The organism is Acetobacter persici (assembly GCF_018256955.1).
GTDB classification, from domain to species: Bacteria; Pseudomonadota; Alphaproteobacteria; order Acetobacterales; family Acetobacteraceae; genus Acetobacter; species Acetobacter persici.
Genome location: NZ_JAERKU010000004.1, coordinates 87151 through 108408 on the forward strand (window position 1 = coordinate 87151; position 21258 = coordinate 108408).

General features: G+C 58.8%; 17 protein-coding genes. 9 read left to right on the forward strand and 8 right to left on the reverse strand.

Translation table 11 applies throughout. From position 1 onward, the window contains the following. Positions 1-177: 177 nt before the first annotated feature. Positions 178-1983: an ABC transporter ATP-binding protein gene (locus tag JK199_RS06910; protein WP_212374770.1), complete on the reverse strand. Its 1806-nt coding sequence runs from the start codon at positions 1981-1983 to the stop codon at positions 178-180. Between the two features lie 191 nt (positions 1984-2174). On the opposite strand from JK199_RS06910, the gene nth reads away from it, so the two are divergent. Then, complete coding sequence (gene nth, locus JK199_RS06915; protein WP_212374772.1) at positions 2175-2978, forward strand: endonuclease III; 804 nt, start codon at positions 2175-2177, stop codon at positions 2976-2978. A 53-nt stretch (positions 2979-3031) separates the two neighbouring features. Here the strand turns inward: nth and hemH are convergent, their stop codons facing one another. Further along, a complete protein-coding gene (gene hemH, locus JK199_RS06920; protein WP_212374774.1) occupies positions 3032-4069 on the reverse strand; it encodes a ferrochelatase in 1038 nt (345 codons plus the stop codon). 8 nt (positions 4070-4077) lie between these two features. Then, positions 4078-5136 (reverse strand): A/G-specific adenine glycosylase, encoded by a 1059-nt coding sequence (mutY, locus tag JK199_RS06925; protein ID WP_408742349.1) that lies wholly within the window; start codon positions 5134-5136, stop codon positions 4078-4080. A 10-nt stretch (positions 5137-5146) separates the two neighbouring features. Between mutY and JK199_RS06930 the strand changes: the two genes are divergently transcribed. Next, a complete protein-coding gene (locus JK199_RS06930; protein WP_212374779.1) occupies positions 5147-5668 on the forward strand; it encodes a DUF721 domain-containing protein in 522 nt (173 codons plus the stop codon). A 43-nt stretch (positions 5669-5711) separates the two neighbouring features. On the opposite strand, the gene JK199_RS06935 is transcribed toward JK199_RS06930, so the two are convergent. Then, positions 5712-7226 carry a carbohydrate porin gene (locus JK199_RS06935; protein ID WP_237388868.1) on the reverse strand — a complete coding sequence of 505 codons (1515 nt, stop codon included), beginning with the start codon at positions 7224-7226 and terminating at the stop codon, positions 5712-5714. A 1261-nt stretch (positions 7227-8487) separates the two neighbouring features. Between JK199_RS06935 and JK199_RS06940 the strand changes: the two genes are divergently transcribed. From JK199_RS06940 to holA, 6 genes are all read left to right on the forward strand, one after another. Continuing rightward, the gene (locus JK199_RS06940) at positions 8488-10929 is read left to right on the forward strand and encodes a membrane-bound PQQ-dependent dehydrogenase, glucose/quinate/shikimate family (protein ID WP_212374781.1); all 2442 of its coding nucleotides are present in this window, start codon (positions 8488-8490) and stop codon (positions 10927-10929) included. A gap of 189 nt (positions 10930-11118) precedes the next feature. Further along, the gene (locus JK199_RS06945; protein WP_244984957.1) at positions 11119-12261 is read left to right on the forward strand and encodes a lytic transglycosylase domain-containing protein; all 1143 of its coding nucleotides are present in this window, start codon (positions 11119-11121) and stop codon (positions 12259-12261) included. 163 nt (positions 12262-12424) lie between these two features. Next, positions 12425-12964: a DUF3576 domain-containing protein gene (locus tag JK199_RS06950; RefSeq protein WP_025825970.1), complete on the forward strand. Its 540-nt coding sequence runs from the start codon at positions 12425-12427 to the stop codon at positions 12962-12964. Between the two features lie 77 nt (positions 12965-13041). Beyond that, positions 13042-15702, forward strand: coding sequence for a leucine--tRNA ligase (gene leuS / locus JK199_RS06955; protein WP_212374783.1), 2661 nt, complete (start codon positions 13042-13044; stop codon positions 15700-15702). Continuing rightward, positions 15702-16400, forward strand: coding sequence for an LPS assembly lipoprotein LptE (locus tag JK199_RS06960; RefSeq protein WP_212374785.1), 699 nt, complete (start codon positions 15702-15704; stop codon positions 16398-16400). Before leuS ends, JK199_RS06960 begins: the two co-directional genes overlap by 1 nt. A gap of 27 nt (positions 16401-16427) precedes the next feature. Further along, complete coding sequence (holA, locus tag JK199_RS06965; RefSeq protein ID WP_212374787.1) at positions 16428-17441, forward strand: DNA polymerase III subunit delta; 1014 nt, start codon at positions 16428-16430, stop codon at positions 17439-17441. Between the two features lie 411 nt (positions 17442-17852). On the opposite strand, the gene JK199_RS06970 is transcribed toward holA, so the two are convergent. Together JK199_RS06970 and JK199_RS06975 are read right to left on the reverse strand one after the other, a co-directional pair. After that, a complete protein-coding gene (locus JK199_RS06970; protein WP_212374789.1) occupies positions 17853-18413 on the reverse strand; it encodes a hypothetical protein in 561 nt (186 codons plus the stop codon). 26 nt (positions 18414-18439) lie between these two features. Next, entirely contained in the window at positions 18440-18604 is a 165-nt protein-coding gene (locus JK199_RS06975) for a hypothetical protein (RefSeq protein WP_212374790.1), read from the reverse strand. Positions 18605-18784: 180 nt separating this feature from the next. On the opposite strand from JK199_RS06975, the gene JK199_RS06980 reads away from it, so the two are divergent. Continuing rightward, positions 18785-20005: a cation:proton antiporter gene (locus JK199_RS06980; RefSeq protein ID WP_212374792.1), complete on the forward strand. Its 1221-nt coding sequence runs from the start codon at positions 18785-18787 to the stop codon at positions 20003-20005. Between the two features lie 93 nt (positions 20006-20098). Here JK199_RS06980 and JK199_RS06985 read toward each other — a convergent pair whose 3' ends face one another. Continuing rightward, a complete protein-coding gene (locus JK199_RS06985) occupies positions 20099-20500 on the reverse strand; it encodes an ArsR/SmtB family transcription factor (RefSeq protein WP_077930703.1) in 402 nt (133 codons plus the stop codon). Between the two features lie 17 nt (positions 20501-20517). Further along, positions 20518-21177 (reverse strand): peroxiredoxin, encoded by a 660-nt coding sequence (locus JK199_RS06990; protein WP_212374794.1) that lies wholly within the window; start codon positions 21175-21177, stop codon positions 20518-20520. Between the last annotated feature and the right edge of the window lie 81 nt (positions 21178-21258).

The window sequence follows — 21258 nt, forward strand, 5'->3', positions numbered from 1 at the left end:
CAAACTGTCTTGATCGTTTATTTATAACACTTATAAAAATGCACAATTAGGAGAGGTGCGGTTTTACTCGTATTATTCAGAGGTGTGCTGATCCTGCAACAGGGTATGCTACAAAGGCCGCAGGGCTCCCGCAGGCCAGAGCAGGGGGTTAACGCCCCTTACCCTGAAAAGATCCCGTCAGAGAGACTGAAGATTATACAGCCTGCGATACAGGCCGTCCGGCTTCTGCACCAGTTCCGCATGCGGGGCATCTTCCACCACCTGCCCGCGCTCGAACACCAGAATACGGTCCAGATCCACCACCGTCGCCAGACGATGCGCAATAACAATCACCGTGCGGCCTTCCATCAACCGCTGCATAGCGTCCTGCACCAGAGATTCAGATTCTGAATCAAGGCTGGCCGTTGCTTCATCCAGCACCAGAATCGGGTTGTTCGCCAGAAAAGCCCGGGCAATGGCCACACGCTGGCGCTCACCGCCAGAAAGCTTCACGCCCCGTTCCCCCACCAGAGTCTGATAGCCATCCGGCAGGCGGGCGATAAAGTCCGACGCATTGGCCAGACGGGCGGCCTCTTCAATTTCCGCCTGTGTCGCATCCGGGCGGCCATAGGCGATGTTGTCCGCCAGACTACGATGGAACAGGGTCGGCTCCTGCTGCACAATGGCAATTTCCGCGCGCAGCCGGGACTGGCTGACAGTCGCGATATCCACGCCATCAATAAGGATCCGCCCTCCGCTAAGCGGGTAAAGCCGCTGTAAGAGTTTGGTGAAGGTCGATTTCCCGGACCCCGACGGCCCCACCAGCCCCACCCGGCTGCCCGGTGCAATCGTCAGGTTCAGGTCTGTAAAAATGGGGCGTGTCTGGCCGGGATACTGGAAGGAGACATGCTCGAACCGGATTTCCCCGTCCCGGATCGCAAAAGGCTGCACCACGGGCAGGTCCTTCACGCCGGGTTCCGTGCGCCACAGTTCAATCAGCTCTTCCATTTCATTCACCGACCGCTGCACGACGGAAACCTGCTGCCCAATATCCCGCAGGTAGCCCTGCACCAGAAATGTCATGGTCAGCACATAGGCCAGATCCCCCGGCCCGGCTTTGCCCTTAAGCCACAGCCATACGGCCGCACCGGACAGAATGACACGCATCGCCGTGACCATCAGGTTCTGGATGCTGGCGCTGTTGGTGCCGCGCGTCCATGTGTGGCAGGTCTGCTTTTTCCATTCAGACACAACCTGCATCAGACGGGCCTCTTCCCGCTCTTCCGCGCCAAAGGCTTTCACCACGGCGTTGCAGGTAATGGAGTCCGCCAGTGCAGCCCCCATCTTGCTGTCCCACTGGTTAGCCTGCCGGGCCGAGGGAGCCACATAGCGCAGCGTGAGCAGACAGGAACAGGTAATAAACGCCACAGAGAGCACACCAAGCAGCACACCCATCATCAGCCAGTGCCATGCCAGAACCAGAGTGGTGAGCACCAGCAGACTGGCTTCCGGAATAAGCATCAGCAGCAGGGTATCATCCAGCATGTCCACAGCCCACATGCCGCGCGTCAGCCGCCGCACGGTGGAGCCTGCAAAGGTGTTGGCATGCCAGTCGGTTGAAAGCTTCTGCACATGCGCAAAAGCCTGCCCGATAATTTTCTGCATAACCTGCGTGCTGAGATGCGTAATACCCAGATAGGCCGCCCGTTTGCCCAGCACGTTGCCCACGCCGCAGGCGGCCATGCCAGCCAGCATCCACAACGCATCCCGGATCAGGCCGGACTGAGCGGCAGACTGGCCCGCAGGCTGCGCCACGTCTGACACCAGACGGCCTGCCAGAACCGGCATCAGCACATCCAGCAGAGTCGCAAGCATAACGCCGCCGACTGTTGCTGCCAGCGGGCGTGGAAACTCCAGCCAGCGCCGCATGACAAACTTCAGAACATCGACAAACAGGTTTGGCCCCCGTACGGCACGACCCGTATCGGAAGAGGAGGTACTCATCAGAACAATCCGAAAAAAGGGAGAAAATAGCGGACCCCGGCTGAGGTCTGGTTGTTTGTCTGTATCCTGCTGCCCTGTATTTGGCAAATCATCTGACTGTTAAATCTGGTTCCGTATCACCCACCGGAAGACTGCAAGAATGACTGCCGGACGATAGACGCGGCCACACTGAGCGGAGTAGAGTCGGCCCTATGGCCAGACCGACACGCTCCCCTGCCAAGGCAGACACTCCACCCGCAAAACCCGCCTCCGCCAGACGCACGGCAGCGAAAGCGAAAGCGTCTGACCGCGCTGCCTCAGCCGATCAGAAGGCAACAGCCCCGCGTGACATGACGCGGCCTGAAATTGTGCAGTTTCTGACAGACCTGGAGCGCGCGTGGCCGGATGCGGAAACGGAGCTGCATTACAGCACGCCTTTTACGCTGCTGATTGCCGTTGTGCTCTCCGCTCAGGCAACGGATGCCTCTGTCAACCGTGTCACCCCGGCGTTATTTGCCGCCGCCCCTGACCCTGCCGCCATGGTCGCGCTGGGGGAAGACGGCGTTGGAGAACTGATCCGCACCATTGGCCTGTGGCGCAACAAGGCCAAAAACGTGGTCGAACTCTCCCGCCAGCTCCTGACGCACCATAACGGTGAGGTCCCCGGCACGCGGGAAGCGCTGGAGGCACTGGCCGGTGTGGGACGCAAGACGGCCAATGTAGTGCTGAATGTTGCGTTCCATCAGCCCACCGTGCCGGTCGATACGCACGTGTTCCGGCTGGCCAACCGCACGGGGCTTGGGCGCGGCAAGACGGTAGAAGCCGTGGAAGCCGCGCTTGAACGCCGTATCCCGAAAGAGATGATCCGCGATTCCCACCACTGGCTGATCCTGCAAGGCCGCTACGTGTGCAAGGCCCGCAAGCCGGAATGCTGGCGGTGTGCAGCCAGCACGCCCTGCCTGTATCCGGTCAAAACAGACCGGCCCGTTATCAAACCGCCCCGGCAGACCCTGTAATCAGACAGGCCCCGTCAGAGCGTATTCAGAACGTATCAGGGGCATATCGGCCGTTACAACCAGCCAGCCAGTTCCTGCCGGGCCAGCCGTTCCAGCACGTCAATGGCTTCCATGCTGTCATTCAGGCACGGGATGAGTGTGAATTCTTCTCCACCGGCCTTGAGGAAGTCTTCACAGACCTCGTTTCCAATTTCATCCAGCGTTTCAATACAGTCCGTCATGAAGCCGGGCGTGACAACCGCAATGCGCTTCACATCCTTTTCCGGCAGGCCCGCAATAAACGGCGCGGTATAGGGTTCCAGCCATCTGGTCGGGCCAAAACGGGACTGGAAGGTGAGCGGAAGCATTGCTTCATCCATTCCCAGTGCCTCACGCAGGGCCGTTACGGTCTTCTGGCAGTCCGCAAGATAGGAATCCCCTTTATCCACATACTCTTTTGGCAAACCGTGGAATGAGGCCACCAGCATCTGCGGGGGTGTGGCTAACGTCGCCATAGTCTTACGGACGGAACCTGCCAGAGCCTCAATATAAGTCGCTTCATCCGGAAAGGCCGGAAGAGTGCGGATGGCAGGCTGGTTCCGCAGCGTCATCAATGTCCGGAAAAGCTGGTCATTGGCGGTGGCCGTCGTGGTAGCGCTGTATTGCGGGTAAAGCGGCATGGCAAGAATACGGTCACACCCCTGTTCCAGCAGAGCGCGCACCCCGGCCTCAACGGAAGGCGTGCCATAGCGCATGGCCCAGACGACGGGCACATTATCCGCCTCAAACCGCGCCCTCAGCCCGTCTGCCTGCCCACGGGTATAGCCCCGCAGAGGGCTTTCATTCTTCTCTTTATCCCAGATGCGTTCATACGCCTTGCCGCTTTTGCCGGGACGGACCGTCAGCACAACACCCTGCAGGATAGGCTGCCAGAGCACGGGGGAGCCTTCAATAACCCGCCGGTCTGAAAGGAACTCGGACAGATAGCGCCGCACGGCCCGGTAGCCCGTATCCTCCGGCGTTCCCAGATTCAGCAACAGAATACCGGGACGACCTTCATGCCGGGCGGCGCCATCAGGATGTTTACGAGGGGGAATATGCTGGAAGACCATGAAACCTCTTACAGAGCTTTAAGCCCCAGTTTTATGCACTTGAGCATGACAGAGGGCAATGAAAGCCCCGCCACACGCCCTGCCGGCGCAAGAAAGCCGGTCTGCGCGACGTGATTGGAAAAATGCTGCACACGCGCAGCGTAAACAGTAACCTCAAGCGTAAAATGCGTAAAAACATGCCGGACCACACCACAGGCCTGCCAGGATGCCGTGCAGGGAGCCTGCGCCAGAGCCCCGGCCTCTGACCAGCGTTCCGAACGCCAGTCCGTGCCGGGGAGTTCCGTCATAGCAGCCAGCAGTCCTGTCTCCGGTCTTTTACGCAACAGAATCTGCTCCGCCGCATCCATCACCAGAAAATGCGCGCCATACCGCACAGGCCGCGCGACTTTGGGGGCCTTACGCGGCAGGGTGGCGGCAATCCCGGCTTTTTGCGCGGCACAGCTCTCCCGCCAGGGGCACAGACCACAGGCGGGAGAGCGCGGGGAACATAAAGACGCCCCCAGATCAAACAACGCCTGCGCAAAATCGGAAGGGCGCGCCCGTGCCGCCTTGTCCGTGTTCAGCCCTTCCGCCAGCGCCGCCAGTGTTTTTCTGGCGGCCGGAAGAGGCTCTTCCACCGCAAACAGGCGGGCCGTAATGCGCTCCACATTGCCATCCACCGGCACCACAGGCACCCCAAACGCAATGGCCGCAACCGCCGCCGCCGTATAAGCCCCTACTCCCGGCAGAGCACGTAGACCGGCAACACCCTTCGGGAAGCCGCCAAGGGCCACCACCTGCTGCGCGCAGGCATGCAGGTTTCTGGCGCGCGAATAGTAGCCCAGCCCGGCCCATGCGGAGAGGACTTCATCCCGGTCCGCCGCGGCCAGCGCCTGCACTGTGGGGAATTTCTCCAGAAAACGATGATAATAAGGGCCGACAGCCTTGACGGTTGTCTGCTGAAGCATGATCTCGCTCAGCCAGACAGAGTAAGGGTCGGCATGCTGGCCTGCCTCGGCACGCCATGGCAGAGTGCGCCGATGTCTGTCATACCAGTCAAGCAGGGATTGGGCGGATGGCTTTTTCACGGAGTGAGTTATGACGAAGGAGAGTTCCTCCGGCAAGACAACAGGGCGCAAAACTGCCACCCCCAGAAAAGCAGAGACCCCGCCGGAACCCCCGCGCCGGGCCATGACGGCCCGCAGTCTGGCCGCGCTCCTGCCCAACGTCACCGCTCCGGCTTTTAAAAAACGCTCCCCCGCAGGCGTGCAGCTTTTTACGGACTGGGGGGATATTGTGGGGCCTGCCCATGCGGCGGTGACAACCCCGCGCAAACTTTCAGCAGGCACACTGAGCATTGCCTGCGCCGGACCTGTGGCCATGGAGCTTCAGCATCTGAGCGACGCGCTGATCGCCCGGATCAACACATGGTGCGGGCAGGCGCTTGTGGCGCGCCTGCGGTTTGTGCAGGACCCGGCTGCCGGGCAGCGCATCACGGCACAGCGGAAGCCCAGAGCCGCCCTGCGCCCCTGCCCTCTGCCTGACATGGAAGACAGCCCCCTTAAAGAGGCTCTGGAATCTCTGGGCGCGCATATCGTTCAGGACAAGCACAGACGCTAAAAATCCTGTATATTTCAGAAATTTTCTACTCAGACAGACACAGTCAGAGGTTGGCAATAACTTTCAGTCCGACCAGAGCGGCATCTGGCCTGCGGGAGGTCTCGCCGGGGCGGATCATATACTGGAATTCAGGCTGCACCAGCACGCCGGGCACAGCATCAATCGCGTAATACGCCTCGATCACATGAGAATCCGTCTGCGGAGCCAGCACCTGTGCGCCCAGAGAAAGACCGGCGTCCTGCGCGTACATCTGCCCAAGCTCCTTACGGTGGCTGACGTGATACCAGGAATATAAAATCCCCAGACGGTCCGTCACACGGGAGGGAATAACCCCGTTGAAGGAAAGGCCTCCATAGGCTTCATCCGAAATGGAGGAAACATGCGGCGTGTTATGGATATACCCGGCCATGAGGTAACCACCCGCCATCTGGTTTCGGCCCCCTTTACGGTAAATCATCTGGTCGCCCTCAAACCAGAACATATCCATCGGCGCGCTGTGCAGACGGCCGGTGGCAATGACCTTGTTGGCAGGCGCCGCGCCCAGAACATCCGGATACCGCGATGTATCATGCGCATATCCAAAAACATAATGCCCCGGCAGGCGGTTTCGCGTCAGGAAGGGTTGCCATGTAAATTCTATGGGCAGCATCAGGCCTGTCGTGTTCTCACTCCCCCACGCCCAGCCACTGGGATTGGTGGAGAGAGGGCTGACCTGATACGCCCCCACCTGCAACAATGTATCCCGCGTGGGCCGAAAGCGCAGACGGCTGCCCCATGTTGCCTTGGGGTAAACGGCAAAACCCGGATCAACCTTGAGCGCCACGGGGGCGGAGCACGTTACCATAAAAGAACAGATCAGCGGCGATGTGGCAAAAACATGCGTCAGGGACATCCGGCCAAACGTGACATCCATGCGGTTTTGCATGAATTTCTTTTCCGCATAAAAATCAACAAGATGCGCCACAACATGTCCGGAAAGTCCATAAACTTCCATCAGGTTTACGTAATACTCGCCCACACGGTCATGAGAAACTTCACGCCCCGCACGGTTCATGAGCAGGGTGTGAATAGACCATCCGTTCAGGCCTGCCAGCTTCCCCAGATCAAAGTTCATCTGGAGGGTCAGCTCATGCACATAATCCATGCCGCGCTGCATGCCGCCATGAATATTGGCCATCGCCTCGCCTTTGTAAGCAAAGGAAAAAACGAAACCTTTTTTCTGAAGTCTTTCTCTGAACGGCATGATTTGCGGAACCAGATGGCCGCTGCCTGCCGTGGGCACGTAATAGGGATCATCCATATCCGTCCGGCGCTGCGCGTCCAGCTCTGAGGGCAGGAGCCATGACAGCCCTTCTTTTCCCGTCAGATCATCCAGCTCCATTTTATGGAATGTTTTCGCGCTCTGATATTCATCCACACTGGGCACGTCCATAGTGGCCAGACCGGGCCATGGCGCTACCGGGACACCACTTGCCGGAAGCGGCGAGTTTTTAGGCCGCACAAGCACACCTGCCTCTGGCAAAGAGGGATCATCCTGCTGCTGCGGTTTTCCGGAAATAACATTCACATAAACAGGTTTTTTATCCGGCGCTGAGGATACAGCGGGTTCATCCGCATAGGCCGCCCCAAAACACAGAGTGGTTATCAGGCTCCCCGCAACGGTGACATACCCCAAAGCAGCGGACGATTTAGACACAGAAAATCTGTTGAAGCGTTTACGATACATCATCTGACCACGAAAAAGTTTCAGAACTCCGGCCAGAAAGTGCCCGGTTAAAGTCATAGAATGGTGAAGGCACGACAAGAAAAGCATCCCGGGTTGAACGCTTTCAAAATCAGGTCATACCTGCAAAAATTCAGCAAAAATCTTAAACAGACTCCAAAGTCAGGAGACTGCCTGCCTGTCCCCTTCTGCTACACACAGAAGAAGACGATCCGCGACGCTATATTTTTCAAAAAATCTGAAAATAATAAGATTAAAAATATGAACTACTTTAAAAACAGGAAAATATTTCCAATAAATCAAATTTTTACTGCAATCGTCATACCATAATTCGCGCTCAGGCAGAGATGATGCCGATCAGAAAATCTGAACGCACGTCTCCCACGCCTTAAAAAAGAAAAACTATAATATTTTATAAGCAACAATCTCGTTCTTTTCCTTTAAACTCCTCTTAACTGCCAAACCGATAGCGCCGCTGCGTTGCAGCTTGTCATACCGATCTTAAGGCGCTGAAAACCCCTCCATTGTCCAATATATGAAAGAAGTGTTATACATACTTATTTCATATAGGTCAGTTGCAGAACTGATACGTAAATTGTGTGGTTTCCAGAAACAAAACCTATATAAATCATAAACTTAGAATTATATATCCCATTAAATGAACCCCACAGCCTGACATGCGTTTCACGCCAGATTATGGGCACTCTCACCGGAACGTTACCATTAAAAGCCGCCCGATAAGGCTGTTTTCACCCCTCTGACGGGGCCAGAACGGCTCCTCCCGATCTGGCACTCCACCCCCTCCGGAAGGCCCGGCCATTTCAAAAATAGACGCGCTCACGTCGGCTGCTTACGAAGTCTCGGAAACTTTTATAAAAAATCAGACTTTTTATGAGATTTTGCTTCAGGATCTCCTTGACAGGCCGGACTATATTAGACACAGAGCAAGTTCCGCTCCTCTGGAAACACTGATGAAGACCCTCACAGGCCGTGCCTGCGGGAAAACTCTCTTATCAGACACCAGCGTATCAGGATTTAGTCGTAACCCCGGCCCGACACCTTGCTGTCAGGACGATTTCAATACTGGAGTGATAGCATGGGTGGCGCTCAACCCGCAGATCACCATTCTCCGCTCGGTGGCGTCTATCGCGCCATCTTTTCCATCATCAGCCTTGCTGTCGGTCTGGCTCTTGCATATGGCGGCCTGAAGCTGCTGATGCTGGGTGGCTCGGCCTATTACCTTCTGGCCGGGCTTGCCTACTGTGCGCTGGCTGTTCTGGTTTTTCTGAAGCATCGCGCAACGCTGCTGGCGGCTGTGGCTGTTTTTGCCGCCACGTTTGTCTGGGCCCTGTGTGACACGCCGGAAATTGGCTACTGGGCTCTTCTGCCGCGTCTGGTTGTCCCGGCCATTCTGTTCACGCTGAATGTGTGGGCCGTTGCAACCTTCCCTGCAACACCTGCCTCCATCCGCCGTGGCAGCGTCTATGGTGGCCTCGGGATTGTGGGCTGTCTGCTGGTCACGCTGGTTGAAGCCTTTTTCCCTCACGGGCAGATCAGCAACCCCAACGCGGCCCCCGCACCGCAGCAGGTTGCACAGGCGGGCAAACCGGATGCACCGGACGACTGGGAGTTTTTCGGCCGGAATGCTCAGGGCACGCGCTATGCGCCCTATACCCAGATTACGCCTGACAATGTCAGCAAGCTGAAAGTCGCCTGGGTTTACCACACAGGCAGACGGACACATGGGCCGGGCGCCGGGGTCGATGAAAACACGCCGCAGCAGATTGGCAATGTGCTCTATTCCTGCACGCCGGAAAACCTGATTACGGCTCTGGAAGCGGACACCGGGAAAGAAATCTGGAAGTTTGACCCCAAGGCCCATACGGCTGAGCACGTGTCCTGCCGTGGTGTTGGCTATTACGATGCCACGAAAGATGCGAGCCTGACCGCTGAGGATAAAGCCGCGGACGACGCTGCTCCGATGTGCCACCAGCGTATTCTGGTCTCAACCGTGGATGCCCGCTTCATCGCGCTGGATGCGCATACCGGTGCCCTGTGCTCCGGTTTTGGTGAAAACGGCTCTGTTGACCTCAAAAAACAGATGGGTCCGGTTGAAGGGGGCAAACGCTACCACCCCACATCCATTCCGGTTGTGATGGGCCATGTTGCCGTTATTGGTGGCTGGGTGCGTGATATTGTCCACGGTGAACCCTCCGGCGTTGTGCGCGCCTATGATGTGCGGACCGGCGCTCTGGCCTGGGCATGGGATGTGGGTGACCCGGAAAACACCAATGCACCGCAGGACGGGCAGACCTACACGCTGGAAACCCCCAATGTGTGGACCATCCCGACCTATGATAAAGACCTGAACCTCGTCTACCTGCCCACTGGCAACGGCCCGCCTGACTACTGGGGTGGAGACCGCAACGCGGTTAAGGAAAAATTCGGTGCCGCTATTGTTGCGGTAGAGGCAACAACCGGCAAAACCAAATGGGTTTTCCAGACGGTGCATCATGACGTGTGGGATTATGACCTGCCGTCCCAGCCTGTGCTGTATGACGTAACCAACGCACAGGGTGAAAAAGTCCCGGCCCTGATCCAGACCACCAAAACAGGCCATATCTTTGTTCTCGACCGTCGCACCGGCCAGCCGGTGACCGAGGTTCAGGAACGCAAAGTGGCTACAACACCAGCGGCGCAGGGTGAACACCTCTCCCCCACCCAGCCCTTCTCCGTCGGGATGCCCACCATTGGCGCGGACCCGCTGACGGAAAGCTCCATGTGGGGTGTCAGCACGTTTGACCAGCTTTATTGCCGCATCATGTTCAAGGATTCGGTTTATGAAGGCCCGTTCACACCGCCGGGTGAAAAACCCTACATTGAATGGCCCAGCCTGCTGGGTGGCATGAACTGGGGCGGCATCTCTATTGATGAAGCCCGTGGCATCATGTTTGTGAACGACATGCGCATGCCCCTGCGTATGACGCTGGTCAATCTTGAAGAAGCCAAGAAGTATAAAGTCTCCACGGACGAAGTACCGGGCTTTATGGGCACCATCCGTCCGCAGGTTGCCGGACCGTATGCCGGTGTGCGCATTGATATCCTGCAATCTCCGCTACAGGTGCCGTGCAATACGCCTCCGTTTGGCACCATGAGCGCCATTGATCTGCACACCAAAAAGATGCTGTGGCAGGTGCCGATGGGCACAACGCAGGATCTGGGCCCGATGGGCATTAAAACCCATCTGCCAGTGCCCATGGGCATGCCGACTCTGGGTGGCCCGACCTCCACCGCATCCGGACTGGTCTTCTTTGCCGGAACGCAGGACTATTATCTGCGTGCGCTGGATTCCGGCACGGGCAAGGAAGTGTGGCGTGAACGCCTGCCGGTTGGCGCTGTTGCCGCACCGCTCATTTTCCGCTCCCCCAAAACCGGTAAGGAATATGTGGTGATCTCTGCCGGTGGCATGAGCCATTCCCCGGATGTGGGCGACTATATTATTGCCTACACCCTGCCGGATGATGCCGCTGCCAAATAAGCGGCGGACACTCTGGTTTCGGAACACAGGAAAATCCCCACTTCGGTGGGGATTTTTTTTGGGCGCCGGAACGCCCGGCAAATTCCACAGGGCACGTTGCCCAACACCTCCAGCCCTGCATTCTTTCCTGCACGGCAATGCACCTGCCTTCTGAGGTTGTGATTGCATCCGGCTTTCAGGAGAGGCACCATGACCGCCATGGTTCGGACTTCTCTTCTTCCCGGAACAGCCCAGGCGAAGAAACGCACGCTCTGTTCGCTGTTTCTTGGCGGGCTGGCAGCTCTTTCTGCCTGTGCCGGGCCAACACGCTCCACATACCGCGCACCCGGTCCCGCAGTGGACGCATGGGGGCCGTATATTCAGGAAGCCTCTACCCGCTTTTCCATCCCGCAGGCCTGGATTCGGGCCATCATGCAGCAGGAATCGGGCGGGCATCAGTATCTGCACGGCAGGCTGACGCGCTCTGTGCATGGGGCCGTCGGCCTCATGCAGATCAAGCCGGACACGTACCGGGAACTGGCCAGACGCTACCATCTGGGGTCCGATCCGTATAACCCGCATGACAACATCATGGCGGGCAGCGGCTATATCCGGGAACTGTATGACCGCTTTGGCTCCCCGGACTTTGTGGCCGCCTATAATTGCGGGCCGCAATGCGCAGAAAACCACCGCAGCCGGGGCGCAAGCCTGCCCTCCTACGCCCGGACCTATCTGGCGGCGGTCAAACCACACCTGAATGACCCGGTTCCGGCCATAACCACCCCGACCGAGATGGCGTATGCCACAGCCCCGACACAGACCGTCTCCCGGCAGGTGATAACGCCCGCCACCCCGCCGGCCTATCGCGTTGTGGCAACCTCCCCGCCAGCCGCTGTGGCTGTTGCCAGTGCGGCCGGAGCCGCAACCGCACCGCCTCTTGAGTCTGATGAGGTTGCCCCTCCAGCCCCGTATGCGTCGGATGGCGATATTGTCGTCTCTTCCGCAACAGGAACAGAGGCCGCAGGGCAGGCCTTAACTGCTCCGGCCGTCACACCCGCCTCCTATAGCGCCCCGGCAGCCGCCACCGTCTGGCAACAGGATACGGGAGGGAACGCCATGATTCAGATCGGAGCGTTCTCCACGCAGGAGCGCGCGGTGCAGGCCGCCGCACTGGCCAGACATTCCGCCAGCGGGCTGGCCAGTGCTGTAAACCGGATTGAGCTGATCCCCGCATCCAATGGACGCCAGATCTGGCGGACACGGCTGGCGGGGCTGTCCAGCACCCAGACAGGCTCCATCTGCTCGCAGCTTCGTCAGCAGGGGTTGTCCTGTATTCTGGTTGTTGATCAGTAAACAGCGCCGTATCCGCGCAGAGCGCAAGCAGACGCTTGGCGGGATTGCCCCGACAGGATATGAAGAGAGCCAAGACCCATGACCATGAACCGGACCTGACCCTGCGCGTCGGGCAGGCCGGGGAACATCGGCGCCCCACCGCCGAAGGAGCCGTATCGACATTATGCCACGTCGTCCCATGCCCTGCCCTCCCGCTTCCGGTTCTGCCTCCAGCGGCTCACGGCCTGCTTTCTGGCTGGCCGGCGTTGCCCTTTCCGGCCTCCTCCTGCTGCCGGGCTGCTCCAGTGGCCCCCGCAGCAGCAATGATCTGACCGCCCCGCGCAACCATCTTCTGCATGAAGACCGGGGCGCCTCCGGGGGTGAGGATGTGCTGAAAGGCGGCGTGAACGCCTATCTGTGGCGCGCCACGCTGGATACGCTCTCCTTCATGCCCGTCGCCACGGCGGATGCGGAAGGCGGGATTATCCTGACGGACTGGTACACCCCACCCGCAGCCCACGGCGAACGCTTTAAAATGACCGCGTTCATTCTGGACCGCCGCCTGCGCTCCGATGCGCTGCGCCTGACCGTATTCCGTCAGGTCCAGCAGGGGAATGAATGGGTGGATACCCCGCCCGCTGGCAATACGGCGTCTGACATTGCAGCCCGTATCCTCTCCCGCGCGCGCAAGCTGCGTGCGGATAACGGCAACCGGGACGACTGACGTCCCGGCTTTGTGCCGCCCCGGCCCCCCGTGGGCCGGTTTTCCCTGATTTTGAAAAATTCACCCGCGCGAGTTCCATGACACAGCCTGCCAACACGTCCACCGCCCCGGCGCAGCCCTCCACAGGGGCGTCCTTCGATTTTCAGACCGTTGAGCCCCGGTGGCAGAAAGCGTGGAATGAGGCCGGTGTGTTTACCGTGCCGGACGTCCCCCCGGCCGATAAACCCAAATACTACGTGCTGGAAATGTTCCCTTATCCCTCCGGTCAGCTCCATATGGGCCATGTGCGCAACTACGCGCTGGGGGATGTTGTCGCCCGCTATAAGCGCGCCCGTGGCTACGCCGTACTGCACCCGATGGGGTGGGACGCCTTCGGCCTGCCGGCGGAAAACGCAGCGCGGGAACGCGGCGTGCACCCGCAGGACTGGACGCTGAAAAACATTGCCGCCATGCGCGCCACCCTCCAGCGCCTCGGCTTCTCCCTCAACTGGGACCGTGAAATTGCGACCTGCCTGCCGGACTATTACGGCAAACAGCAGAAGCTGTTTCTGGACTTCCTTGAAGCTGGTCTGGTGGAACGCCGGGAAAGCTGGGTGAACTGGGACCCGATTGACGAGACCGTACTGGCCAATGAGCAGGTTGTGGATGGCCGCGGCTGGCGCTCCGGCGCGCTGATTGAGAAAAAGAAACTCTCACAGTGGTTTCTGAAAATCACTGATTTTGCAGAAGACCTTCTGGATGGCCTGAAAACGCTGGACCGCTGGCCGGACCGTGTGCGCGTCATGCAGGAACGCTGGATTGGCCGCTCGGAAGGGGCGCACATCACCTTCTCCCTGCATCAGCCGCCCCATGACCAGAACAATCAGGGGCTGGACAGCAATCTGAACGCGGTCGAGGTCTTCACCACGCGCCCGGATACGCTGTTTGGCATGTCCTTTCTGGCTATTGCCCCGGACCATCCGCTGGCGGCTTTTGTGGCCCGAAGCAACCCGGAGGCCGCCGAGTTCATTGCGGAATGTCGCCGCCTTGGCACCTCGGTCGAGGCTGTCGAAACGGCTGAAAAGCGTGGTTTTGATACCGGCCTGCGCGTCAACCATCCTTTCATGGACAAAAGCTTTCCGATCTGGATCGCCAATTTTGTGCTGATGGATTATGGTACTGGCGCGCTGTTCGGCTGCCCGTCTGGTGACCAGCGCGATCTGGACTTCGCGCACAAATATAATCTGCCTGTCACGCCGGTTGTTCTGCCGCAGGGCAAGGATCAGGCCGACTTCGCCATTACCAAAACTGCCTTTACGGGCGATGGCACGATGATCAATTCCGGCTTTCTGGATGGTCTGACCACGGAAGACGCCCGGAAAGAAGCCATTTCCCGGCTGGAAGAACTGGGCGTTGGCAAAGGCGTCACCAACTGGCGTCTGCGCGACTGGGGTGTCTCCCGCCAGCGCTACTGGGGCTGCCCCATCCCGGTGATCCATTGTGACCATTGCGGCCCTGTCGCGGTGCCGGATGCCCAGCTACCGGTTAAGCTGCCGGAAGATGTCACGTTCGATAAACCCGGCAATCCGCTGGACCACCACCCGACATGGAAACATGTGGACTGCCCCAAATGTGGCAAGCCTGCGGTGCGTGAAACCGACACGTTTGACACGTTTGTTGACAGTTCCTGGTATTTTGCCCGCTTCACTGCCCCGCATGCCGAAACACCGACGGTGCGTAGCGCTGCCGATGGCTGGCTGGCAGTAGACCAGTATATTGGCGGGATTGAGCACGCCATTCTGCACCTGCTCTATGCGCGCTTCTTTACCCGCGCCATGCGCAAGACCGGCCATCTGGACCTGAGCGAACCGTTTGCGGGGCTGTTCACACAAGGCATGGTCAGCCACGAAAGCTACAAGGACACCGCCGGAAACTGGCTGTATCCGGAAGAGGTGGACCTGCGGCCGGAAGGTGCCGTCAAGCGTGACACCGGAGAAGCCGTGACGGTTGGCCGCGTGGAAAAAATGTCCAAGTCCAAGCGCAACACAGTCTCTCCGGAAGCCATTATCGAACGGTTTGGCTCGGATACGGCCCGCTGGTTTGTGCTGTCTGACAGCCCTCCGGAACGCGATATGGAATGGACGGAGGCCGGTGTGTCCGGTGCGGCCCGCTTTGCCCAGCGCCTGTTCCGTCTGGTGCGCAACGTGGCAGAAACCGTGCCCGCTCAGGGCGCCTGTCCGGCAGAGATTGCCCCGCAGGCGGATGCGCTGCGCCGCGCCACCCACCGCACCATTGCCGCCGTGACGGAAGCTCTGGAAACCTTCACCATCAACGTGGCGGTGGCCCGTATCCATGAGCTGACATCGGCTCTGGCGGATGCGGAGAAAACACCGGATCTGGCCGGTATGGCGTTTGCCCGCCGGGAGGCCGCCCGCGCCCTGTGCCAGCTCTGCGCCCCCATGATGCCGCATCTGGCGGAAGAAATGTTCGCGCAACTGGAACCGGGCAAGACCATGGTCGTGGACCTGCCCTGGCCGGACGCCGAACCTGACCTTCTGGCCGCCACGCAGGTGACGCTGGCTGTGCAGATTATGGGCAAACTGCGTGGCAAGATTGACGCTGCACCCGATGAAGACAGCGCTGCGGTTATTGCCCGTGCGGAAGCCGAACCCAACGTGGCGCGGCTGCTGGAAGGCAAGCGGATTGTCAAACGCATCCATGTGCCTAATCGTATCGTCAATTTTGTAACGGCAGGCTGATGTCCAGATCCCGCTTCACGCAAACTCTGTTCAATGGTTCTCTGGCAGTTCTGCTGCTGGGGGCTCCTCTTGCGCTGGGCGGGTGCGGCTTTCAGCCACTCTATGGTGAGCGCGAGGATGCGCCGCAGATCAACGCGGAACTCAAGCGCGTCTACGTCGCCAATATTCCTGAACGGATGGGCCAGCAGGTCCGTCTGGCGCTGCAACAGAACATGGCGGGAGACGGTCCGGAAGATCCGGAAGGCTATAAACTGGTTGTCCAGCCTTCCATCAGCTATGAATCTCTGGACATCCACTCGGACAACACCTCCGGCCGCGTGCGGATGAACGGGCACGCCCACTGGACGCTGTACACCGTTGAACAATATCCAAGGATGCTGGCGCAGGGGGATGCCTCAGCGCTGGATGGCTATACCTCCACCTACGAACAGTATTTTGCCCAGACCCTGAATAACGAGACCACGACAGGCCGCGTTGCCAAAACGCTGGCGGATCAGGTCACGCAGCAGGTGGCAACGTGGTTCCGCACACAGGCCACTCCGGCGCAAAAACGCACGCAGGGTCCCAAAGCCTTCTACCCCATGCCCAATGCCATCCCGAATTCTGAAAAGGATGCGCCAATGGAGCAGGAAGGGGATGATGCCATCCCGGATATGGCCACAGGCCGTGGGGCCCCAAGCCAGACCGGTGGCCTGTAACGGCGGCCACAGGCAGGGTGCCGCGCCATGAAGATTGATGCCCGCAGCCTGCCCCGTGTAACCCGGGACCCCGGTGCCTGGCGGATTATTCTGCTGCATGGTGAGGATACGGGGCTGATCCGGGAGCGGGCGCAGGATGCTGTCAGGCAGATTGCCGGGTCTGTGGATGATCCGTTCCGCGTTGCGGTTCTGGACAAGGAAACGCATGACCGGCTGGAAGAGGAAGCGACCGCCTTTTCCCTGATGGGCGGACGCCGGGCCGTGCGGGTGCGCGATGCCGGAGATACTCTGCTCAAAGCCGTGACGCATGTGCTGGAGCAGAAGACCGATACCCTGGTGGTGCTGGAAGCACCCGGCCTGCCCTCCCGCTCCAAACTGCGCGCCCTGCTGGAAAAGCGTGAAGACTGCGCCAGTGTTGGCTGCTACCCGGAGGAAGGCCGCACACTGGAAGCGACCATCACCCAGATGCTGGCCAGCCACACCGTACGGATTGACCCGGATGCACTCCACTGGCTGACAGGCCGGCTGGGGGCTGACCGCAGTGCAGCCCGCAGCGAGGTGGAAAAGCTGACCCTGTATGCGGGTGACAGCGGCACACTCTCTCTGGAGGATGTACATGCCTGCATTGGGGATGCGGGAAGTGTCTCTGTGGAAGATGCGGCTTTTGCCGCGACGGAAGGCCGCCGGACAGAGGCTGATCTGGCTATTGAACGCGCACTGGCGGAAGGCATCAGTCCGATTGCCATAGCCCGCACCTTTCTCTCCCACCTGCACCGCCTGCGGCGGGTGCGGGCGGCCATGGCGGACGGGGCAAGCCGGAGCGATGCCATTAAAGGCCTGAGACCCCCGGTCTTTTTTAAGCGCACCAACAGCTTTAACCACGCGGTGGATCTGTGGCCGCTGGCCGCCCTGACCAAAGCGGTGCAGGAAACACAGGCGCTGGAACTGTCCTGCAAACAGACCGGCGCGCCGGATGCCCTGCTGTGCAAACGCTATGTGGCCGGACTTGCGGCCCGCGCGGTTCTGGCCGCCCGACGCTAGAGGCTCTTCCCCTTGCTCCGGCCGGGGGCTTTCAGTATAGACAGAGGGGTGTGTCCGCGTAGCTCAGCAGGATAGAGCACAGGATTCCTAAGGTAATTGGGCGCCATGACGGGAAACTTCATGGTGTATCCGCTCAAATTCGGGGAACGCTCTGGCAAGCTTTTGCCGTGCCGATCCCGAGCCAAGCCGTGCTCTGGCAACAGAGCCGGAAGGTGTAGAGACTGGACGGGCGGTGCCTACGGGCCGGAAACGGCTTACGGCAAAGGGACAGTCCAGACCACGAACACCCGGCCCCTTTTAAAGGGAACAAAGCCGGGGGGCGGTGAAAACCGAAGTGGGATGAATCCTGGGGCCATGGGTTCGAATCCCGTCGCGGACACCAGACACCGGCTTCGGCCTCAGCATGTTATGTCAGTCTTCGAGAGTTTTAGCAGGCAGTTCTTCGCCAGAGGACTCCTCTGCCTGCTCTCTCTCCTGAATAGACTGATCCGCTTCATGCGTCAGGCGCTGTATTTCTTCTTTACTCTCACCAGAAGAGGCAAGTTTTTCTCTGTACTCGTAAAATCTCTTAATCAGATCATCTTTTACAAACCAGAGCGTGTTGAACAGAATTTTTTCCGGCAGAAACAACCGGATGGAAGACGGCACCAGTTTGAGCACCCACCGATAAACCGCTTCCATTTTTTCACGGTCATTCAGCACTTCACTAGCCGCAGCAACAGCGACCATTAAAACCGCCTTATCAATATAAGGTCTGTATTTTTTCAGGATCCGTCTGGAAAGCTCGGCTTTGGGCCGGTATGTCTCCACCACCTTTTTGCGGAGCGCACCTGCTTTCTGGCCAGCCGCTTTTGCTCCGGCTTTCAGCTTACCCAGTTTTGTGGGTTTCTCCTCCGCCAGCAACAGAGGTGTTTCGTACGTCAGAAGAGCCTCTGGCGTTCCACTGGTTTTTTCAGCATTTTTGTCTGGCACAACAGATCAACCCTGTACAGCACGTCTCAAAAATTGGTCACACTCTGGATAAGACTGGCGTGAGAGGCAGGATAGCAGTGCAGTCTGTCTGTTTCCAACCCTTCCCGGTCCACGCCCGCCATCACTCCCTGCATGGCTTTTACACCAGTCATGCACTGCCAGTCTTCATGCTGTTCAGCAATAAAAGTCATCCCCTTAAATAAAATTCAGTATCGGAACGATATTTTAAAGAAATTAATTACAGAACTAAAATCCTTCTCAGAATTAACACGCATAAACCAAAAATTATTAACTTTTTTCAATATTGTTTCACTTTCTGCGTCTTCTCATATAATAAAGATGAAAATGAAGAAGAAAGGCAGGATCAGCGTATGCCGAAAATTTTAGCACTTTTTGCTGATGTGATCATATTTGTTCTGGTGCCATGGGGGTTCTGGCGCCTGATTAATAAAACTATTCCTATTGCCGTAATCCCGATTCTTGTCGGCATTCTTTTAGCCGTCACGCATGCCCCTGTGCAGAACCTCGGCATCCCCTCGCTGTATGGCACCTCCATAGGCTGGGTGGCTGTGCTGATCCTTGCCTTCACGGCCGGGCTGGAAATGTGGCAGACCCCCGGAAAAGAGCAGGATGATCCTCTGCCCACGCCCTCGCTGGGTCGCTTGCTGGGCGGCGCGTTGGTCGCGCTGGCGGGTCCGTTCCTGATCGGCTCCGTACTGGTATATTATTTCTTCCTGCCCCTGCGTGGCTGGACACCCCCACATACAACCCCGCTTATTGGCGCAATGTCGGTCGGGCTGTGCATGGCCGTCAGCGCCCTGCCGGTGCTGATTGGCGTGGTGCGTGAGCTGTCACCGGGCCACCGGCCCATCGGCCATCTGGCCCTCAAACTGGCCGTCGTGGATGATGCCGCCCTGTGGATCGGCCTCGCCGCGTTGCAATTTGTCGCGAAAGGCTCTGCGAGCCTGAAGGGCTGGACCGGGCTGGAATTTGTCGCCATTGCCCTGCTGGCCGGGCTGGCGCTTGCGGGAAGCTGGGCCACCCGTAACCTCAAACATCCTCCGCTCTGGGTTATCTGGCTGGCTGTCCCCATTTATCTGGCGGCAGGGTCATGGGCCAGTATGCAGCTTGGGCTGCATGAGCTGATCGGGGCGTATTTTGCCGGGGCTATCATGCCACCAAGCTGGGTGCGCCGCCTGCCGGTGGAACAGGTTGGTACCTTCTCACTCATCTGGCTTGCGCCCATGTTCTTCGGCCATAGCGGCCTGCATATTGATGGAGACGCCCTGACGTGGCCATCCGTCATTGCCTCCCTGATGCTCGTTGTTCTCTCGGTTATCACCAAGATTGGCGCGGTCTTTCTGTTCCCGCCCGCCGCAGGCCTTAACAGCAGGCTCCGGCTGAGTATCGGGGCGCTGTTACAGTGCAAGGGCCTGATGGAAATTGTGGCAGCCACCATTCTGCATCAGCAGGGGATGATTTCCGAATTTGCCTTTGCATCCCTGATGGTGCTGGCGGTGATTTCTACGGTGCTGACTGGCCCGCTCTTCCGGCTGGTTGCCCCGAAAGCACCCGAGGCCACCACACGCTGAGGGCATTCAGTGAGGAGGGGCACATCTTGCATTCCGGGATGTGCCTCTTTTTTTCGGACACTTGCGTCCGGAGTAATTTCTAAAAGCGTAAATTCAACCAGAGGTTGCAGAAAGACCGGGGCGGATAAACGCAAACTGCGCGCCCCCTTCTTCTGGCGGTTTTATCCGGGCAGGCGGCGTGCCGCGCCGTTCAGAAACTTCCTGCAACAACGGCAACGCCATACGGTCTTCCCGGAGCAGGGCAATCAAAGCCCGCGCCCGCAGCACTTCATCATCATTGGCCAGACTGTAGTAAATGGTGCGGGACTCCCGGCGGGGCACAATAATGGCGGCACGCCGCAAGGTGCCCAGCTGCTGGCTGAGGGTCGGCTGACCAATACCGGTCCGGCTTTCCAGTTCGCTCACAGCCAGAGCGCCGCCCAGTAACGCATCCAGAATCATCAGGCGCTGCGGTTGTGCAAACAGCTTCAGCCGCTCCACAAGCTGCTTCGCCATGTCGAAGGAAAGCCCACTCACGCCTTTGCGTCCTGCTGGAGCGCCATGAACCACGCAGGTCCGGCATCCGCCACCGCATCCTGCGTCTGGGCTGCGGGGCTTACAACATCATCCCCCGGCATCCAGCCTTCCGGCGTCAGCACATCGCCTTCCGCCACTCGTTGCAGGGCCGCCAGCAAACGCATCAGTTCCATGACGGAACGCCCGACTGTCATGGGGTACCATGTAATGGCCCGCACAATGCCGTCCGGATCAATAATGTAGACAGCCCGGACCGTCGCACTGCTCTGGGCTGTAACATCCAGCATGCCATAGGCCCGGCCAATAACCATCGACGGGTCTTCCACCACCGGGAACGGAACCACCACGCCAAACTGCGCCCGGATGGCATCCACCCACGCCAGATGCGAGGGCAGACTATCAATAGACAGCCCGACCAGCGCACAGTTCATGGCCCGGAACTGCGGCTCCGCCTTGGCAAAAGCAATAAACTCACTGGTGCATACGGGCGTAAAATCCGCCGGATGGGAGAACAGGATCACCCAGTGCCCGCGCAGATTGCTTAAAGTCAGGTCCCCCTGTGTGGTCCGCGCCACAAAATCCGGGGCCGCATCACCAATCTTGAGAGGTGCAGGAGCCTGAAAAAGAGGACATGCTTCAAACGTAGGATCGCTCATGCTGCGTTACTTACGCGGATTACTATCCTTGACGCAAGATGGTTTCGTATTTAATGAAAATGAAGATACAGGTTTAAATTA

Excerpts from the sequence above, each read along its gene's own strand:
- JK199_RS06985 (WP_077930703.1), bottom strand. The coding sequence starts at position 20,500 with ATGGCGAAGCAGCTTGTGGAGCGGCTGAAGCTGTTTGCACAACCGCAG.
- JK199_RS06930 (WP_212374779.1), top strand. The coding sequence starts at position 5,147 with ATGACGAAGGAGAGTTCCTCCGGCAAGACAACAGGGCGCAAAACTGCC.
- JK199_RS06945 (WP_244984957.1), top strand. The coding sequence starts at position 11,119 with ATGACCGCCATGGTTCGGACTTCTCTTCTTCCCGGAACAGCCCAGGCG.
- nth (WP_212374772.1), top strand. The coding sequence starts at position 2,175 with ATGGCCAGACCGACACGCTCCCCTGCCAAGGCAGACACTCCACCCGCA.
- hemH (WP_212374774.1), bottom strand. The coding sequence starts at position 4,069 with ATGGTCTTCCAGCATATTCCCCCTCGTAAACATCCTGATGGCGCCGCC.
- JK199_RS06980 (WP_212374792.1), top strand. The coding sequence starts at position 18,785 with ATGCCGAAAATTTTAGCACTTTTTGCTGATGTGATCATATTTGTTCTG.
- JK199_RS06975 (WP_212374790.1), bottom strand. The coding sequence starts at position 18,604 with ATGACTTTTATTGCTGAACAGCATGAAGACTGGCAGTGCATGACTGGT.
- JK199_RS06950 (WP_025825970.1), top strand. The coding sequence starts at position 12,425 with ATGCCACGTCGTCCCATGCCCTGCCCTCCCGCTTCCGGTTCTGCCTCC.
- leuS (WP_212374783.1), top strand. The coding sequence starts at position 13,042 with ATGACACAGCCTGCCAACACGTCCACCGCCCCGGCGCAGCCCTCCACA.
- holA (WP_212374787.1), top strand. The coding sequence starts at position 16,428 with ATGAAGATTGATGCCCGCAGCCTGCCCCGTGTAACCCGGGACCCCGGT.
- JK199_RS06940 (WP_212374781.1), top strand. The coding sequence starts at position 8,488 with ATGGGTGGCGCTCAACCCGCAGATCACCATTCTCCGCTCGGTGGCGTC.
- JK199_RS06910 (WP_212374770.1), bottom strand. The coding sequence starts at position 1,983 with ATGAGTACCTCCTCTTCCGATACGGGTCGTGCCGTACGGGGGCCAAAC.
- JK199_RS06960 (WP_212374785.1), top strand. The coding sequence starts at position 15,702 with ATGTCCAGATCCCGCTTCACGCAAACTCTGTTCAATGGTTCTCTGGCA.
- JK199_RS06990 (WP_212374794.1), bottom strand. The coding sequence starts at position 21,177 with ATGAGCGATCCTACGTTTGAAGCATGTCCTCTTTTTCAGGCTCCTGCA.